The sequence below is a fragment of the Acinetobacter sp. 1125_18A genome (assembly GCF_052824985.1).
Genome location: NZ_VTDG01000009.1, coordinates 1 through 16,602, shown reverse-complemented (window position 1 = coordinate 16,602; position 16,602 = coordinate 1). Strand labels below are relative to the sequence as shown.

The 16,602-nt window shown below is 38.8% G+C and carries 15 protein-coding genes and 1 tRNA gene; 9 read left to right on the top strand and 7 right to left on the bottom strand.

What is annotated here, in order from left to right:
• Positions 1-25 precede the first annotated feature (25 nt).
• Positions 26-1,417, bottom strand: a complete 1,392-nt coding sequence (gene mdtD / locus FY049_RS15445) for a multidrug transporter subunit MdtD (RefSeq protein WP_446083973.1) — start codon at positions 1,415-1,417, stop codon at positions 26-28.
• 201 nt (positions 1,418-1,618) lie between these two features.
• Between mdtD and FY049_RS15440 the strand changes: the two genes are divergently transcribed.
• Positions 1,619-3,448 (top strand): choice-of-anchor I family protein, encoded by a 1,830-nt coding sequence (locus FY049_RS15440; RefSeq protein WP_446083972.1) that lies wholly within the window; start codon positions 1,619-1,621, stop codon positions 3,446-3,448.
• A 155-nt stretch (positions 3,449-3,603) separates the two neighbouring features.
• Here the strand turns inward: FY049_RS15440 and tenA are convergent, their stop codons facing one another.
• Positions 3,604-4,275, bottom strand: coding sequence for a thiaminase II (tenA, locus tag FY049_RS15435; RefSeq protein WP_446083971.1), 672 nt, complete (start codon positions 4,273-4,275; stop codon positions 3,604-3,606).
• 234 nt (positions 4,276-4,509) lie between these two features.
• On the opposite strand from tenA, the gene FY049_RS15430 reads away from it, so the two are divergent.
• The 3 genes from FY049_RS15430 (at position 4,510) to ssb (ending at position 7,756) form a co-directional block, all read left to right on the top strand.
• Complete coding sequence (locus FY049_RS15430) at positions 4,510-5,592, top strand: DUF475 domain-containing protein (protein ID WP_171066888.1); 1,083 nt, start codon at positions 4,510-4,512, stop codon at positions 5,590-5,592.
• A gap of 139 nt (positions 5,593-5,731) precedes the next feature.
• The gene (locus FY049_RS15425; protein ID WP_224964568.1) at positions 5,732-7,096 is read left to right on the top strand and encodes an MFS transporter; all 1,365 of its coding nucleotides are present in this window, start codon (positions 5,732-5,734) and stop codon (positions 7,094-7,096) included.
• A 51-nt stretch (positions 7,097-7,147) separates the two neighbouring features.
• Entirely contained in the window at positions 7,148-7,756 is a 609-nt protein-coding gene (gene ssb, locus FY049_RS15420) for a single-stranded DNA-binding protein (protein ID WP_004718569.1), read from the top strand.
• A gap of 84 nt (positions 7,757-7,840) precedes the next feature.
• Here the strand turns inward: ssb and FY049_RS15415 are convergent, their stop codons facing one another.
• Complete coding sequence (locus FY049_RS15415) at positions 7,841-8,305, bottom strand: hotdog fold domain-containing protein (protein WP_419354619.1); 465 nt, start codon at positions 8,303-8,305, stop codon at positions 7,841-7,843.
• Positions 8,306-8,436: 131 nt separating this feature from the next.
• Here FY049_RS15415 and FY049_RS15410 point away from each other — a divergent pair, with 131 nt between their 5' ends.
• Positions 8,437-9,072, top strand: coding sequence for a TetR/AcrR family transcriptional regulator (locus tag FY049_RS15410; protein ID WP_315079569.1), 636 nt, complete (start codon positions 8,437-8,439; stop codon positions 9,070-9,072).
• A gap of 32 nt (positions 9,073-9,104) precedes the next feature.
• On the opposite strand, the gene FY049_RS15405 is transcribed toward FY049_RS15410, so the two are convergent.
• Entirely contained in the window at positions 9,105-9,440 is a 336-nt protein-coding gene (locus tag FY049_RS15405; protein WP_419354621.1) for a hypothetical protein, read from the bottom strand.
• 221 nt (positions 9,441-9,661) lie between these two features.
• On the opposite strand from FY049_RS15405, the gene ahpC reads away from it, so the two are divergent.
• The gene (gene ahpC / locus FY049_RS15400; protein WP_004718560.1) at positions 9,662-10,225 is read left to right on the top strand and encodes an alkyl hydroperoxide reductase subunit C; all 564 of its coding nucleotides are present in this window, start codon (positions 9,662-9,664) and stop codon (positions 10,223-10,225) included.
• Between the two features lie 68 nt (positions 10,226-10,293).
• Here the strand turns inward: ahpC and FY049_RS15395 are convergent, their stop codons facing one another.
• Complete coding sequence (locus tag FY049_RS15395) at positions 10,294-11,217, bottom strand: LysR substrate-binding domain-containing protein (RefSeq protein WP_034611312.1); 924 nt, start codon at positions 11,215-11,217, stop codon at positions 10,294-10,296.
• A 131-nt stretch (positions 11,218-11,348) separates the two neighbouring features.
• Positions 11,349-11,975, bottom strand: a complete 627-nt coding sequence (gene ycaC / locus FY049_RS15390) for an isochorismate family cysteine hydrolase YcaC (protein ID WP_004818434.1) — start codon at positions 11,973-11,975, stop codon at positions 11,349-11,351.
• Between the two features lie 277 nt (positions 11,976-12,252).
• On the opposite strand from ycaC, the gene FY049_RS15385 reads away from it, so the two are divergent.
• The 3 genes from FY049_RS15385 to FY049_RS15375 all read left to right on the top strand — a co-directional run bounded on the left by FY049_RS15385 (position 12,253) and on the right by FY049_RS15375 (position 16,120).
• On the top strand, positions 12,253-13,128 hold the full coding sequence (locus FY049_RS15385) for a pirin family protein (RefSeq protein ID WP_004718553.1): 876 nt from the start codon (positions 12,253-12,255) through the stop codon (positions 13,126-13,128).
• A gap of 814 nt (positions 13,129-13,942) precedes the next feature.
• A complete protein-coding gene (locus tag FY049_RS15380) occupies positions 13,943-15,241 on the top strand; it encodes an FAD-dependent oxidoreductase (RefSeq protein ID WP_154130712.1) in 1,299 nt (432 codons plus the stop codon).
• A 60-nt stretch (positions 15,242-15,301) separates the two neighbouring features.
• Positions 15,302-16,120 carry an SAM-dependent methyltransferase gene (locus FY049_RS15375; RefSeq protein ID WP_154130711.1) on the top strand — a complete coding sequence of 273 codons (819 nt, stop codon included), beginning with the start codon at positions 15,302-15,304 and terminating at the stop codon, positions 16,118-16,120.
• A 102-nt stretch (positions 16,121-16,222) separates the two neighbouring features.
• Here the strand turns inward: FY049_RS15375 and FY049_RS15370 are convergent.
• Positions 16,223-16,298, bottom strand: a tRNA-Thr gene (locus FY049_RS15370).
• Positions 16,299-16,602: the final 304 nt, after the last annotated feature.

Genomic DNA, 16,602 nt, shown 5'->3' with positions numbered 1-16,602 from the left:
GATGGCTGAATAAAAATTGCAACACTTAAATTTGCGCATCTTTGGGAATTTGAAAGAATATCAACGCCGTAATGATGTTAATCGCACCTAAGCAAATTAGGGTATAGTGAAATGCTTGTGTTATATGCGCTTCACTAAAATAGCCTGTAAATGCATTGAGTAGAGTACCTGCCAAAGCAACCCCAATACTCATTGATAACATCATAATCATCGATAAAAAGCTATTCCCACTACTGGCATCCTGTTGAGGGAGATCTTTAAGCGTAAGGGTATTCATGGTCACAAATTGTAACGAGTTGAGTACACCAAAAATAAAGAAATGCACCACACCTAACCATGTCGGGGTATCCGCTGTATGTAAGGCAAAACTGGCAATACATGCACCGATCAATAAGGTATTGACCAGAAGAAATGGACGATAACCGGTACGTTGTAAAATCGGGCGAATGATGGGTTTAGAAAATAATGAACCGAGTACAATTGGGGTCATCATTACCCCAGTCATAAAAGGTTCCATTTTAAATGCAACTTGGAGCATCAGTGGCAAAATAAAGGGAACGGCATTTCCACCAAAGCGTGCAAAGAAATTACCGAGTACACCGATGGTATAAATTTTATTTTTAAACAGTCGACTACGAAACAATGCATTTTTATGGGTATGGGCATGATAGGCATAGACCAAGGCTGAGATTATCCCAGCGAAAAGTAAGCCTAAGCTCAGGCTTTTGGAGATTTCATTGCTGGCAATATTTTCAATCCCTAAAGCCATTCCCACCATTGCAATCGCCAATAGAATAAAGCCACTGAAATCAAAGGATTTTACCGATGCTTCAGCCACATTGGGCATGGCTTTAAAGGTGACAAAAGTGCCTAAAATACCGATGGGTAAATTAATCAAAAAAATCCAGTGCCAAGAGGCATATTCGACCAACCAACCGCCTAAGATCGGACCCATTAATGGACCGAGTAATCCCGCCAAGCTCATCAAACTCATTGCAGAAAGAAACTGCTCACGAGGGATGATTTTTAACATAGCGAGTCGCCCGACTGGAACCAGTAATGCGCCACCGATACCTTGAATAACTCGAAATACAATAAGCAGATTGAAGTCATTGGACAGTGCACAGCCCAATGAGGCAGCGGTAAAAATCACGATTGCTGCAAAAAAGATATTTCGTACCCCAAAGCGATCTGCCAACCAACCGCTTAAAGGAATACACGCAGCAACTGCCAAGACATAGCTAATCACGATGCCATGCATTTTTAATGGATTTTCTTGCAGGCTTTCTGCCATAGCAGGCAAAGCGGTATTGATAATCGTGGTATCTAAGCCTTGCATGAAAAAGCCGATCGAAACTAAAAAAACCAATAAATAGAATTTAGGTTGGAGTTTACTGTGCGATGGCGTAGTCGTCATAGAACTTAAATAATCCCATTTTGTGAATATTTTAAAACAATCATCTGACTAAATCTGTATGAAATCGTTGCTTTATATTGAATCAGGCGTGATACCAAATTGAATGTTCAAGAAATTGCCATAAAACTGTAATCTGCTTGTCATGGAACTTACACCCATGATGAATACATTAAGCCAAATTAAACAAAAAATGGGCTGTTTATGAACATAAAAGTTTCAGCATTGTGTTTAGCAATGCTTTCTGTTGGCTTAGTGGCATGTAATGATGATAATAAAACAACAGCGCCAACGGTTGAAGAAACCACACCTGAAAGCATTAATTTAAGCTTATTGGGGCGTTATGAAACAGGTATTTTTGCTGAAAGTGCAGCAGAGATTCCCGCATATGATGCAACAACAAAACGGGTATTTGTGGTCAATGCCAAAAAAGGTTTGGTTGATGTGTTAGATGTGTCTAAACCCGAAACGCCTGTGCATATTGGTGAGCTTTCGGCACGTGAAGCTTTAGCTGATTCAGAAGTAAATTCAGTTGCGATTAAAAATGGCATTGTGGCACTAGCCGTTCAAGCCAAACAAAAAACAGATAAGGGTATTGTGGCTTTTTTTAATGCCAAAGATTTGAAATTAATCAGTAAAGTCGAAGTTGGTGCTTTACCTGATATGCTGACATTTAGCCCAGATGGTAAAACTGTTTTGGTGGCAAATGAGGCTGAACCCAATGATGACTATAGTATCGATCCTGAAGGTTCAATCAGCATTATTGATATCAGCAATATTCAACGACCAACCGCCAACCTTGCCGATTTTAAAGCGTTTAATGATAAAAAAGCCGATTTGATTAAAGCGGGTGTACGCATTTTTGGTCCTAAAGCGACAGTGGCTCAGGATCTAGAACCTGAGTACATCACCATCAGCAATGATGGGAAAACTGCTTGGACGACCTTACAAGAAAATAATGTCATTGCCAAAATTGATATCGTTGCTAAAAAAGTGACAGATATTTTTCCATTAGGTTATAAAGATCATGGGCTTGCCAATAATGCGCTAGATGTCAGTGATAAAGATGGAAAAATTAATATTCAGGCTTGGCCGGGTTTGGTGGGGATGTATCAACCTGATTCAATTGCCCATTATCAAGCCAATGGGGCAAGTTATTTAGTCACAGCCAATGAAGGTGATTCACGTGAATGGTTGAAGGACTCAACTGCATATTATGCTGGAGATCAAAGTAAAGGTTTTGCAGAAGCAATTCGAATGAAGCATTTATTCAACGTCAAAGGTTTCAATAATAAAGGCGATTATCCTGCTCATTTGACCAATCTTGTTGCGGGTGTAAAAGGGGCCAAACTAGATGCCACAGTTTTTGCCTATTGTGGTGCAACAGCGACTGATCCGGGCATGTGCCGTGATGATACACAATTAGGACGTTTAAACATTGCTTGGAATATGGGTTATCAAACCAACACGGATGGCTCACCAAAATTGGATGCCAATGGATTATTGACCTATAGTAAACTTTATAGCTATGGCGCACGTTCTTTCAGTATATGGGATGCACAAGGTAAGTTAGTTTGGGATTCAGGCAGTGAGTTTGAGCGTAAAGTTGCTGAGCTATTTCCAAATTATTTTAATAGTGATCATGAAGCGGCGGCTTTTGATGACCGAAGTGACAATAAAGGGCCTGAGCCTGAAGGTTTAGCGCTGGGTACGATTGGTAAAAAAACCTTTGCCTTTATCGGCTTAGAGCGCCAAAGTGGGATAATGGTATACGACATTAGCAATCCACAAAAGCCTGTGTTTATACAGTATTTTAATAATCGTACCTTTAAACAGGATCAGGTTTATAAAGATGCCAAAGGTCAGCCGATCTTAAACAAGGATGGTAAACAGATTCTGATTGAGAAAAGTGATTTAGGTCCTGAAGGACTGACGTTTGTCTCTGCCAAAGATTCACCAAATTCAAAACCTATGTTGATTGTGGGCAATGAAGTCAGTGGCAGTACAGCAATTTATCAGATAAATTTAAAATAGCGTTTTAATTTATTCTGTTGCGAGTAAAGAGTGCTTTGGCACTCTTTTTTATTGAAGCTATCCCTCAGTTTTATGAGGGATAGCTGTAGATGTGATATATGAAGTAGCTTAATTATTCATCTTTATCTACATCGGCAATTTTCAATAAAATTGTATTACTGATCTAAGCCCAACCACTGTCTTTGATGATAAGCGCTATCCCAGAACAACCATTCTAATTCAGCGCCTTTGGTATAGGCTTTATGCATTTTCTCAAGGGTATCTGCATCGCAATGTTCTGCAATACGGTCAATCGTTGCTAAAACATTTTTAACTGCTTCGTTAAACTCTTCACCTGAATAGGTATCGATCCATGCTTGATATGGATTATTGTCAATAGATTTACTCACAATATCTTTTCCAACTTCTGCATAAATCCAGAAGCAAGGCAGTAACGAAGCCAAAACCACAGGATAGCTTTCAGACCAAGCCGTCGCAGTTAAAAAAGCAGTGTAGTGATGGCAGGCAAGGGTAAGCGGGGTATTCTCAAAGTCAGCTTTGCTAATCCCAAAATCTTTCATAAATCCATCGTGTAGGCTACGTTCAACCACAATCGCTTCTTTCGCACCTTGGGTAAATTGGATGATATCGTCAGCATCAAATGCTTTTGCACCGCAGACAGCCAATGCACGACCATAAGCCACCAGATAATGCGCATCCTGAATCACATAATGACAAAAAGCTTCCTTGTTTAATGAGCCTGTCGCAAGTTCTTGATTAAATGGAAGAGCTAAAGTTTTGTTATATAAAGCAAGATTACGTTGCCATACGTCTTGAGAAAAAGACATGTCATTTTCCTATGCAATGATTCAAGTTATAAAATGATTTCAGTTTGCAAGACTATAGCAACTCTAAATTGCTTTAGGTATTTGAATGCAGAAAATTCGATTGTATTTGCATAAAAATATGACAAAGAACTTTGGATAAATGTGAAAAAGTCGTCATAATGTGCGCATTAAAAACGCGATTTTTATTTCAGTTTTCTGATTCAAAAACTATTCTCCGTAGGTCGAATTCCCATGATGAAACATTTTGGTTTCTCAATATTTTTTACGATCGTGTGTTTGGCAATCTCTGCATATTGGGGCTTTACCCATGGTCCAAATGCAGGCGTGCAAGCCATGCTCTCTGCACTGACCATTACGGCAATTCTTGCTGTTATGGAAGTGTCTCTGTCTTTTGACAATGCTGTTGTAAATGCATCTGTGCTGCGTAATTGGGATCATTTCTGGAAAATGATCTTTTTAACCGTTGGTATTTTGATTGCTGTATTTGGTATGCGACTGGTATTTCCTGTTGTGATTGTTGCAGTCACAGCGGATATGGGCATGTTTGATGTTGTGAAAATGGCATTAAATGATCCAATTCAATACTCAGAAAAATTATTGGCACATCATGCTGAAATTGCTGCTTTTGGTGGTTCATTCTTGTTGTTGGTATTTTTAAACTTTTTCTTGGATGAAGGCAAAGATACCCATTGGTTTAAATGGATTGAAAAGCGTTTAGCCAACTTGGCCAATGTACCAGCAATGTCGGTATTCCTTGCTTTAGTGGCATTGCTGATTATGGCTGCAAATGTAGATGAAGCGAAACGCCTTGTGGTCACAATGGCAGGTATTTGGGGCATCGTGATTTATATCGGTGTACAAGTACTCAGTCATTTACTGGGTGGCGAGCCAGAAGTAGATGAAGACGGCAATGCTGTGGGTCATGATGCCAATGGTGCACCTACAGGTGTGATCAAAGCGGGTATTGGTGGCTTTATTTACCTAGAAGTCTTAGATGCATCGTTTAGTTTTGACGGCGTGATCGGTGCATTTGCGATTACCTCTGATGTTGTCATCATTATGCTTGGTTTAGCCATTGGTGCGATGTTTGTTCGTTCAATGACAATTTACTTGGTCGATAAAGGTACACTTGATGCCTATATCTACCTTGAGCATGGTGCGCATTATGCCATTGGTGCTTTGGCATTTATCATGATTGCGAGTGGTACAGGTTTACATGTACCTGAAGTGGTAACGGGTTTGATTGGTGTTGCCTTTATTGTTTGGGCAGTGATTGCATCGATTCAATATAACAAGCGAATTGAACAACAGAGTTAATCCTTTTTTAAGAAAAGAGATTACAATACAAGAGCACTTTAACAGTGCTCTTTTTTATGCTCAATGTTTCCACAAAGTTGCCACAATATGCGATGATGTGTTTGATAATTAGCTCGCCAGTTTTGATAAGCCAGTAGATATGATGAATCCTTTAGAACGCCGCTCGACCTTTGCATTAAGTAGTATTTTTGCTTTACGCATGTTGGGGTTGTTCATGATTATCCCTGTGTTTGCGGTGGTTGGTCAGTCTTATCAGTATGCCACACCTGCTTTGATCGGTTTAGCGGTCGGCGTTTATGGCCTCAGCCAAGCACTTCTGCAAATTCCTTTTAGCTTATGGGCAGATCGTTTTAGTCGGAAACCTTTGATTGTTTTTGGCTTACTGCTGTTTGCTTTGGGTGGTGCTGTTGCGGCAATGTCTGAAACCATTTATGGGGTCATTATTGGCCGTGCGATTGCTGGCGCTGGGGCTGTATCTGCGGTTGTTATGGCTTTGTTGGCAGATGTCACCCGTGAAGAGAATCGAACCAAAGCCATGGCTGTGATGGGCATGAGTATCGGATTGTCTTTTGTTGTGGCTTTTAGTTTAGGGCCTTGGCTCACCAGTTTGGTGGGGATTTCAGGACTATTCTGGGTGACAACAATTATGGGATTATTGGCAATTCTCATGTTGTTTATGGTGCCTAAAACCACACGCCATCATAAAAACTTTAAACAAGGTTATCTGTATCAGCTCAAACAAGTCTTAAAAATGGGCGATTTAAATCGTCTACATGTTTCAGTTTTTGCGCTGCACTTATTGCTTACCGCAATGTTTGTTTATGTGCCTTCTCAATTGATCAATTTTGCCGGAATCCCTTTGGCGCAACATGGCATTGTTTATTTGCCTTTGTTGGTCATCAGTCTGTTCTTTGCATTTCCGAGCATTATTCTGGCTGAAAAATACCGTAAAATGCGCAGCATTTTTCTAACGGCAATTGCAGGAATTATAGCGGGATTAGTTGTTCTGATTTTTGGTTATGAATCCAAATATATCTTGTTGTTAGGCCTTGGATTGTTCTTTATTGCCTTTAATGTCATGGAAGCATTACTCCCTTCATGGTTGTCTAAAGCAGCACCGATTCAATCCAAAGCAACAGCGATGGGTGTCAATGCAAGTGCTCAATTTTTAGGGGCTTTTTTTGGTGGCACACTCGGTGGACAATTAATTTTGCTCAATAATACAACAATGGGTTGGAGTGTCTTATCAGCTATTGCTATACTTTGGTTGCTCATTAGTTTTGGGCTAGCTCAACCACGATATTTAACATCAATCGTATTACGATTGCCTGAGGATAAACAAACCGATAATTGGACTTCTCAGTTGTTGTCAATTCGTGGTATTGAGGAAGTTGTGGTTATGTCTGACCAGCAAGTTGCGTATATAAAAGTTGATAAACAGCAAATTGATGATGCTGCGCGACAACATTTAACGCAGTTGTTTGGGAAAGAGGTAGCCATTTAAACATAACTCTTATAAAGTAAAACATAGAATCGAATAGGAAGATAACATCTAATGCGTGGTGTAAATAAAGTTATTTTAGTTGGTACTTTAGGTCGTGATCCTGAGACTAAAACTTTCCCAAATGGGGGTTCTCTCACTCAATTTTCAATTGCGACAAGTGAATCTTGGACAGACAAAAATTCCGGTGAAAGAAAAGAACAAACGGAATGGCATCGTATTGTATTGCACAACCGTTTAGGTGAGATTGCACAGCAGTATTTACGTAAAGGTTCAAAAGTTTATATTGAAGGTTCTTTACGTACCCGTCAGTGGACGGATCAAAATGGTCAAGAGCGCTATACCACTGAAATTCGTGGCGAACAAATGCAGATGCTTGATAACAACCGTCAACAAGGTGAAGGCGCTGCTGCTGACAATGGTGGTTATAACCAACCACGTTTCAATAACAACCAGCAAGGTGGTTTTAACAACAACCAAGGCGGTGGCGGTTATGCGAATCAAGGTAATCAAGGCGGTGGTTACGGCAATGCCAATCCACAAGGTGGCTATGGCAATGGCGGAAACAATGTAAACCAAGGTTTTCAATCGCCTAAACCTGCAGCTGCACCATCAGCACCTACTGCTGCCCCTGCGGATTTGGATGATGACTTACCGTTTTAGTTGATAAAAACGGTCAAGCTTTATCAAAACCCTTTGTGAAAACAAAGGGTTTTTTTATGAACTTCATGATTTGGTTTTAGACAATCACTTTTTCGCAGAAACCCACATGGTAATCACGGCTTTAAACACCAGATTATTTTGCGTGTCTTTGACCTCCACATTGACCAAATAATCACTACCTTGATTCCACTGAAAATTGCGCTCAACAGGCGTGGCAATCGCAATTAAATCAGTTTCAGCCTTCTTTAAATATTCAACAGTCATCCCTTTGGGAATCCAACGATGCGTGGAAGGCACAGTTACGTCGGTCATGGTTCCGCCAGCAAGTTCAGCCATATTACACATGGCAATTGCATGGACTGTACCAATATGATTGAGTACAGCACGGTGTTTTTTGATTTTAATTTCAGCATAATTCGCTTCGAGTCGTTCAAAAACAGGTGAGATACTGCTGAAATAAGGCGCTTTTAAGCACAATAATTTTGAAAATGTCCATTTGCCAGCGGGCTTATTTTTAAATCTATTCCACAGTTTTAGGGTTTGGCTCATTGTTGTATTCCTTATTTAGTTTACAGAATATTATTCTAATACAGAATTAAATTCTGTTATTGGCTCGACAGACGATTTGAATCGCGTAAAATGTCATATAGAAAATGCTTAAATAAAATCAAAGGCTGTACATGAATAATCAAAGTTTGTTGGAACGTCGTTATAGTGGACGTCGTGCAGAATTAAAACGTGTGATTTTAACGGAAGCATTAGCCTGTTTTTTAGAATATGGGATTGAAACAACAACAATAGAAATGATCCGTGAACGTGCGCAAACCAGTGTGGGAGCGATTTATCACCATTTTAAAAATAAAGAAGGTTTAGTGGCAGCCCTGTATATTTTAGCCATAGAAGACCAAGCAGAACGCCGTGATCAAGCATTATTGTCTGCACAAAGTCTACAGCAGGGTATCCAAGTGATGACAGCAAGTTATATAGACTGGGTCATGGACTATCCTGATTTCGCCAGATTTTTATATACTGCCAATTTTAGTATTTCTAAAAGTTCTCAGCGGGATCAGCTAAAACAGCAGAATCATTTACGTAATCAGCACTTACTGGCTTGGATGAAACAGCAACCCGATTATGGGGTGATCAAGAACATTCCCCATGAATTATTATTGTCATTTATGGTTGGATCGACAGAAAGTTATTGTCGGGCATGGTTGTCAGGTAAAGTGAAAGCCACGCCAAAAGTTTACCAAGCAGCATTGGCACATGCGGCTTGGTGCAGTTTAGAAAGCGTATATCAGCAACAACAAGGCTGAATAATCAAGCTTGTTGAATTACGATGCTATGATTAAAAAATTCGTGAGCTTTGCATATAGTGCGCTGTGACTTGATTTAAGTGATTAAGAATGGTTGCACGATCTTGAGTTTGAATTGCTGTGTCCAGTTGCTGCATATAGCCTAGCAATTGGTTTTTTGCTTTTGCCGCAAATTCAGCAGTAATGGCTTGATCTTCATAGAGTAAAACATAGTTCTTGGCAAAACCATAAATCATAAAAATTGCCGTTTTCTCAAAATCAGCCTCAGAATGAGCAATTTGAGATTCACAGTTTATTTTCAGTTGTTTAAAAGCGTCTGTACCAAAAGGAAGGTTTTGGAATTGCTCCAAAAGAATTGAGAACGTCATTTTTTAAAGTCCACTCAAAAAGAAAATCTATAGAGTAAACGGTGAAAGGTCAAGCAAAGTTTGAAATAATATTTTCGATCAAACCAAGCCAACAGATTGGAAAAAATAAATCTATAAAACCGATTATTTTTATTAAAAACTCCAGTTTTACCGATTTAATAATATTTCGTATAGTGATTTCACAGATAAGCAATCCCTGAAACCTATTGAAGGAAGACCAAATGAGTTTGATCAATACTGAAGTTAAAGCATTTAACGCAACTGCATATAAAAACGGTGAATTTATCGAAGTGTCTGAAAAAGACTTCTTGGGTAAATGGTCTGTGGTATTTTTCTATCCTGCTGATTTTACTTTTGTCTGCCCAACAGAGTTAGGCGATCTAGCAGATAACTATGCTGAATTCCAAAAAATGGGCGTAGAAATTTACTCAGTTTCTACCGATACACACTTTACCCATAAAGCATGGCATGACAACTCAGATGAAATCAAAAAGATCCAATATCCAATGGTGGGTGATCCAACATGGGCTTTGGCAAAAAACTTTGAAGTGTTGATTGAAGCTGAAGGCCTTGCAGATCGTGGCACTTTCGTAATTGATCCTGAAGGTAAAATTCAAATTATTGAAATCAATGCCGGTGGCATTGGACGTGATGCACAAGAATTACTGCGTAAAGTGAAAGCAGCACAATATGTGCACGCACACCCAGGTGAAGTATGTCCTGCAAAATGGAAAGAAGGCGATGCAACACTTGCACCTTCAATTGATTTGATCGGTAAAATCTAATCATTGCCTAGGATTAGAATTGAAAAACCAGAAGTTTAACTTCTGGTTTTTTTATTGTTCGCTTGGCTTTATAAAATATAACCATCGTGTTTAGGTGCATAGGCACGAATACCTTCAACTAAATCTTCAATTAATTTTTCCATGACTAAGCGTTGACCTTTGCGTGATGCATAGACCAACTGTACAACACCGATATTGGAACACCACTCTGGTAACAGATGGATTAAACGCCCTGAAGCAATGTCTCGTTCTACCGTTAAATATGGAAGATCAGCAATACCTAAGCCATCGAGTACCGCATAATACGCACCCATTAAGTCATTGCTTTTGACCCGAGGCTGTAACGGAATATCGATTTCTTCTCGTTGCTGAATATGATGTAAATGCCAATGATAGTGCTGTTTATCTGTACCTAATACAATGGTTGGAAATTCACAAAGTTCTGTGACATGTTGAATTTCACGATCGCCTAAAAGTTCAGGACTAATCACTAAACAGTGCGTGGTTTTAATCACATCTCTAACGATAATGCTGGAGTCTTCATTGCTTGAAAAGTTAGTACGAATGGCCAAATCAATATCATCATGCAGCACATCGATACGTCGACTGGTGAGTGCTAATTCAACCCGAACTTTGGGATATTTTTTTAAAAACTGATTTAGAATTGGTCGAATTTGATGTTCCATCATCACCGGCGGGCAACTAATTTTAATCAGACCCTGTAATTCAATTTCTTGTTTTAATAAGACATTCTGGGCATTATCCGCCTGTTCAATAATCTTTGCACACTCCTCAAAGAATTCTTGTCCTAGTGGTGTGACTTTAAAATGCCGTGTCGAGCGTTGAATCAGAGTCACATTAAATTTGGCTTCTAAATCCAGAATACGTCGGCTCAGTTTAGACTTGGTGATATTACTGGCTTCACTTGCAGCACTAAATCCACCATGTTTTACCACCAGATAGAAATAATAGTAATCATCAAAAGAGTGCACAGCTTCATCTCAGGTGTAGTGATGATAAAATAGTATCATTAATAGGAAAATATTTTAAAATTTGTACAAATAAAATGCACAAACAAAAGCGAGGAATGCAAAGACTTACATTCCTAGCGACAACGATTGTCTTATTTTTGAGAAGTGTTTTGCGTGTAGCTGTTGATCAGATTACGATAGTCAGGGATATGGTTACCAAATAGCGTACCTAAACCTTCAATATCATTACGCCAATCGCGATGTAGCTCACATGAGGCACCAAACCAAGTCATTAATTGTGCACCTGCATTGCTCATACGGTCCCAAGCTGAGTCACGTGTCAGCGGGTTAAATGTTCCAGAAGCATCGGTGATCACAAAGACCTCAAAGTCTTCTTCAAGGGCAGAAAGTGCAGGAAAGGCAACACAAACCTCTGTGACAACACCCGCAATAATCAGTTGTTTTTTCCCTGTTGCTTTTACTGCTTTGACAAAGTCTTCATTGTCCCAAGCATTGATTTGACCAGGGCGAGCGATATAAGGCGCATCTGGAAAAAGCGCTTTTAACTCTGGTACCAGTGGACCATTGGGGCCATCTTCAAAACTGGTGGTCAGAATGGTGGGAAGGTTAAAATATTGAGCCGCCGCAGCCAGCGCCAAAACATTGTTTTTAAACTTATCTGGGTCAATGTCGCGGACTAAAGAAAGTAATCCAGTTTGATGATCGACTAACAATACCGCAGCATCATCTTTGTTTAAACGAACGTAAGGTTTTCCCATTTTTTATATCCTTGAAGTCACTAAAATTTAAATTGTGCTTAAATACAAAACAAATTATTTTGCATGGATTTCATGTTACGTGGCTTAATCATGATAATTAAGCCTATAAACTGAGATTAATAATCTCATAAATAAGATGATTGATTAAAAACTACGCTGTGCCGTCGCTATTGAATATCCTATATTTGGGATTCAGCGTATTGGTAGATTGCTGTATTGATCACTTTAAAAAACCTAAAATGGATTCATATTAAAGCCTAGAGATAGGAGTATTGAGATGAAAAGAATTATTGGTGTATACCGCAATCAAAATATGCATTGGGTCGGTGATGGCTTTCCTGTAAAAAACTTGTTTTCTTATGATCGTTTAGGTCAAGCGATTAGTCCTTTTTTATTATTGGATTATGCAGCGCCTTATACATTTGCACCTAGCCATGAACAGCACGGTGTAGGTTCACATCCACATCGTGGTTTTGAAACAGTGACACTCGCCTATCAAGGTGAAGTTACTCATAAAGACTCCCATGGTGGAGGTGGAACCATTAAAACAGGTGATGTGCAATGGATGACTGCGGGCGCAGGCTTGGTTCATGAAGAATTCCATTCACATGAATTCACTGAAAAAGGTGGAATCTTTGAAATGGTTCAGCTATGGGTGAATTTACCTGCAGCAGATAAAATGACCCAACCTAAGTATCAAGCAATTTCTGCGCAAGATATTCCTGTGATTCATTTTGATGATGATGCAGGTCACTTACGTGTGGTTGCTGGGAAATATGCTGAACAACAAGGTGCTGCTTCAACCTTTAGTCCGGTCAATGTTTGGGATGGTCAGCTTAAAGCGGGTCATGAGCAAATTATTCATGTGCCAGTTGACCACAATACTTTGGTGGTTGTACTCGAAGGTGAAATGCTACTCAATGGTACACAAAAGGTACTTGATAGCTCGATTGTCATGTTTGAAAAAGATGGCGATGCAGCAATTCAACTTGAAGCGGTGCAAGATGCTAAGTTTTTGGTCCTTACAGGTAAACCACTGAATGAGCCAATCCAAGGCTATGGTCCATTTGTAATGAATAGCAAAGAAGAAATCGTGCAAGCGTTTAACGATTTCAATAATGGCAAATTTGGTGAAATTGTAGCGGAAGCTTAGTTGATTTTGATGATAGGTATTTGTGTATAACGGATACCTTGCATGTCTTTAGTCTATGAGTTCAGCCATGTATGAGATATCGAGAAGTCAAAAAGCGGATTGTAAAATCCGCTTTTTTTATATGTAAAATTTTTAGCACCAAAAAGATCAGAAATTTAAAAAAAGAAAAGAGCTTTGCTCTTATCGAACAGAAGCTCTCTTACGCTGTAGTTTTTTCTTTAGATGATTATGTCTTGTTTTGATTGGGTTGTTTTGTTATTCACGCATCATAATTAATTAAAAATGTGAAGTAAAGCACAATATATTTCATTTGGTTAATTTATATCCGTTGTTTTAGTGTTTTTTGTATGCCGTCATTTTACAAGTGGTGCAATTGATCTGCTTAAAAAGCAAATTCAAAGTAAAAAAAAGGATCTCTATTCCACACTATAGAGATCCTTTTTATGCTGTAGTTTCTTTTATTGTGTGTGTTGTCATAATTATTTGTTTTTATTGTAAATGTGAATTATTTATCGTTTTTATGCTGTAAATAATAATCAATAAATTGGCATTTGTAAATGTTTTTTTAATAAATAGTTAAATTATCTGTATGTTTTTAACAGTATTTTTTTATATATATAAATATCAATCAAGTATAAGCAGGGTGTCGCACAAGAGCTTGGTCTAAAACCACTAAAATTAAATAAACACCGAGGAATGGAGATTTTTCCTAAAAAATTTCCAACAAAAAAAGTTAAAACTGGAACTTTTTAATACCGCGATTTAATCGGCTATAGCTCATAATAAAAAAAATGGTTACGCACGGATAATAACTTTGGATATTGCAGTGATTGGTAGTGGTATGGCTGGCCTGGCCACCGCAAGAATTCTTAAAGATGCAGGTCATAACATTACCATCTTCGAAGCATTACCTGGTCGTGGTATGGATAGTCACAGCATTGAGTTTGAAGGTGGTTTGATTGATGCACCTTTGCGCGTGATGAATCAGCATTTATGGAAAAATACACTGAGCCTTGCAACACACCTCGGTATAAAAACCTTTCCAGTGCGTACCTTTATGGCATGCAGTTGGTTATTTGAAGATAAAACAGAAACTTGGTTGACCACATCACGCACCCGTATTGGTAATTTCCCCATTATCAATAACCGTAAAGGGATTAAGCAGTATGGTTGGCGTTTAGTCAAAGGGATGTTGCAGCTTAAAACCGCCATTTCTCAATTTTTTAAATCTAAAAATCAAGACATTACCCTTGCTGATTTTATCAATCACAATGACATTGAAGAAGTATTTTGGCATGGTGCAGTAATGCCTGTGCTTTATACCATTTGCACCTGTGACCCTAAAACCATTGGTGAATGGCCTGCAAAACCGCTCTTAATCTTTTTAAAGCAATTAACCGATGGTGATGCTTTATTACGTTTACACGGTGGAACGCCTGCTTTTGTCGATAAATTGATTGAAGGTATTGATATTCATAGCGGTTCTGAAATTACCAAAGTTGATGAACAGGGTAGTGCTGTTCTGGTTGAAAATGCACATGGTGAGCAATTTCAATTTGACCGTGTGGTGGTTGCAACACCGACCAATAAATTAGAAAACTTTTTAAATAAACAACAATTTGCTGACGATATTGCTTTATTGCAAAAATTTAAGTTTGAGCAAGGCGAGTTGGTTATGCATACCGATGCATCAGTGATGCCGCCAAATCGTAAAGATTGGGCTGTATTGAGTTATATGATGGACCGTAAATTTACCAAACAACAATTCACAGTTTGGCTGAACTCGATTGAACCAAGTCTGGTGGGTAAATCTCCAGTGTTCCAAACATGGCGTCCTGTGACCAGCATCGATCCGAAGAAAGTCATTTCTACAGTGACCTTAACCCGTGCTGTGGTGGATTCTGAAACAGTAGCATTGAACATTGAGTTGCAAGCGCGTCATAAAGTCGCTAATCGTAAAGTATTCTATTGTGGCTCATGGTCATGTGATGGTTTGCCAATTCTTGAATCTGCGGTAACTTCTGCAATGCATATCGCAGAAATTTTTGGTGCACCATTGCCATTTGTAGGATTAAAACCTAAAGTTGAGGTGGCTCCGCAACTTGGCTATTAAAGCCCAGTGAATTCATATAAAGTTTAATGAATTCATAACTGAATAAGTGAATGATTTAAAATGAAATGGCTTCAAGTGATTCAGCAAAAACTTCCAAAACATAAATATGCAATCGATGCAAAAATGTTAGGAGATTCTGCTGAGTGTGCTTGGACTAACTTAGGGTATTGGGATGAGACTACATCCTCTTACCCTCAAGCCTGTCAGCAACTTGCTGAACGACTTGCACAAGCGGTACAGCTTAATCAACATGATCGGGTACTGGATTTAGGTTGTGGTCAAGGTGCCAGTTTAAAATACTGGTTAGAACACTACCAAATTCAAGATTTAGAGGCGGTTGAGTTACAACAACAGTGTGTCGATAAAATTCAAAAACAACTCCCGCAAATTAAGGCGATTCACTGCCAATCTTTTTTAAATTTAAATGCGCTTTTATTGACGCAACCTTTTGATGTGGTGTTGTGTATTGATGCGGCTTACCATAGCGATTTAAATTTATTTTTAAATTCAGTCGTCCCAATTTTAAATTCAAAAGGTCGTTTGGGTTTTCATACGTTGATGCTTTCAGACACAGTTTTAAATTCAAAACAAAAAATGAAATATAAATGGCTACTTAAAGCCGCTGATGTCGATTTAAAATCACTGATGACCGCGACTCAAATCAATCATGCCCTGCAACAGCATGGTCTTGAGCAAATCGCGCTAGAAGATCTCTCTACAGCAGTATTGGCTGGTTTTAGTCAATATATTGCGACAAGAGCGAAAACGGAGCGTGGAGGGCTAGATCAAATCAAAATACAAATGACCGCAAAACTTTGTCAAAGGTTATTTGAAGAGGGAATTGTTCGATATATACAGCTCAACGCAGTCAAAACATAATTTTTATTATTTGCGACGCTATCAAACAGATCAAAAAATTATAAGAAAATACATAAGCCAAAAACAACAAAGCCTCACTAAAAAAGCGAGGCTAAGTAAAAATGGTGCCGGCACACGGATTCGAACTGTGGACCTACTGATTACAAGTCAGTTGCTCTACCAACTGAGCTATGCCGGCAACGTGGCGAGAATTTTACAGAATATTTATAAGATTGCAAGCCAAAAAATAAACAATTGAATAATCTTTAATATTTATAGTCTTAGCGATGGGGTCTTGGTCTGAAGCTGATAATACCGTGTGTTATGAATGCTTAGATTTTTAGAGAGCAAAGGGTTTTTGCAGGCAGACAAAATAGCAAAGATAGCTAGAGTAACGGCAATTAGAGTAATGACAACTAGAGCAACGATTAATAATCGCTTTAAGCTTCCGATTAAAAAGGCTTACGGAGGGGTAAGCCTTGAGTATTTGGGGTTAAATCAAT

What these genes read in the sequence shown, in the direction of transcription:
- ahpC (WP_004718560.1), top strand. Translation starts at nt 9,662, where the DNA reads ATGAGTTTGATCAATACTGAAGTTAAAGCATTTAACGCAACTGCATAT.
- FY049_RS15440 (WP_446083972.1), top strand. Translation starts at nt 1,619, where the DNA reads ATGAACATAAAAGTTTCAGCATTGTGTTTAGCAATGCTTTCTGTTGGC.
- FY049_RS15425 (WP_224964568.1), top strand. Translation starts at nt 5,732, where the DNA reads ATGATGAATCCTTTAGAACGCCGCTCGACCTTTGCATTAAGTAGTATT.
- ssb (WP_004718569.1), top strand. Translation starts at nt 7,148, where the DNA reads ATGCGTGGTGTAAATAAAGTTATTTTAGTTGGTACTTTAGGTCGTGAT.
- FY049_RS15385 (WP_004718553.1), top strand. Translation starts at nt 12,253, where the DNA reads ATGAAAAGAATTATTGGTGTATACCGCAATCAAAATATGCATTGGGTC.
- tenA (WP_446083971.1), bottom strand. Translation starts at nt 4,275, where the DNA reads ATGTCTTTTTCTCAAGACGTATGGCAACGTAATCTTGCTTTATATAAC.
- mdtD (WP_446083973.1), bottom strand. Translation starts at nt 1,417, where the DNA reads ATGACGACTACGCCATCGCACAGTAAACTCCAACCTAAATTCTATTTA.
- FY049_RS15375 (WP_154130711.1), top strand. Translation starts at nt 15,302, where the DNA reads ATGAAATGGCTTCAAGTGATTCAGCAAAAACTTCCAAAACATAAATAT.
- FY049_RS15405 (WP_419354621.1), bottom strand. Translation starts at nt 9,440, where the DNA reads ATGACGTTCTCAATTCTTTTGGAGCAATTCCAAAACCTTCCTTTTGGT.
- FY049_RS15410 (WP_315079569.1), top strand. Translation starts at nt 8,437, where the DNA reads ATGAATAATCAAAGTTTGTTGGAACGTCGTTATAGTGGACGTCGTGCA.
- FY049_RS15415 (WP_419354619.1), bottom strand. Translation starts at nt 8,305, where the DNA reads ATGAGCCAAACCCTAAAACTGTGGAATAGATTTAAAAATAAGCCCGCT.
- FY049_RS15430 (WP_171066888.1), top strand. Translation starts at nt 4,510, where the DNA reads ATGAAACATTTTGGTTTCTCAATATTTTTTACGATCGTGTGTTTGGCA.
- ycaC (WP_004818434.1), bottom strand. Translation starts at nt 11,975, where the DNA reads ATGGGAAAACCTTACGTTCGTTTAAACAAAGATGATGCTGCGGTATTG.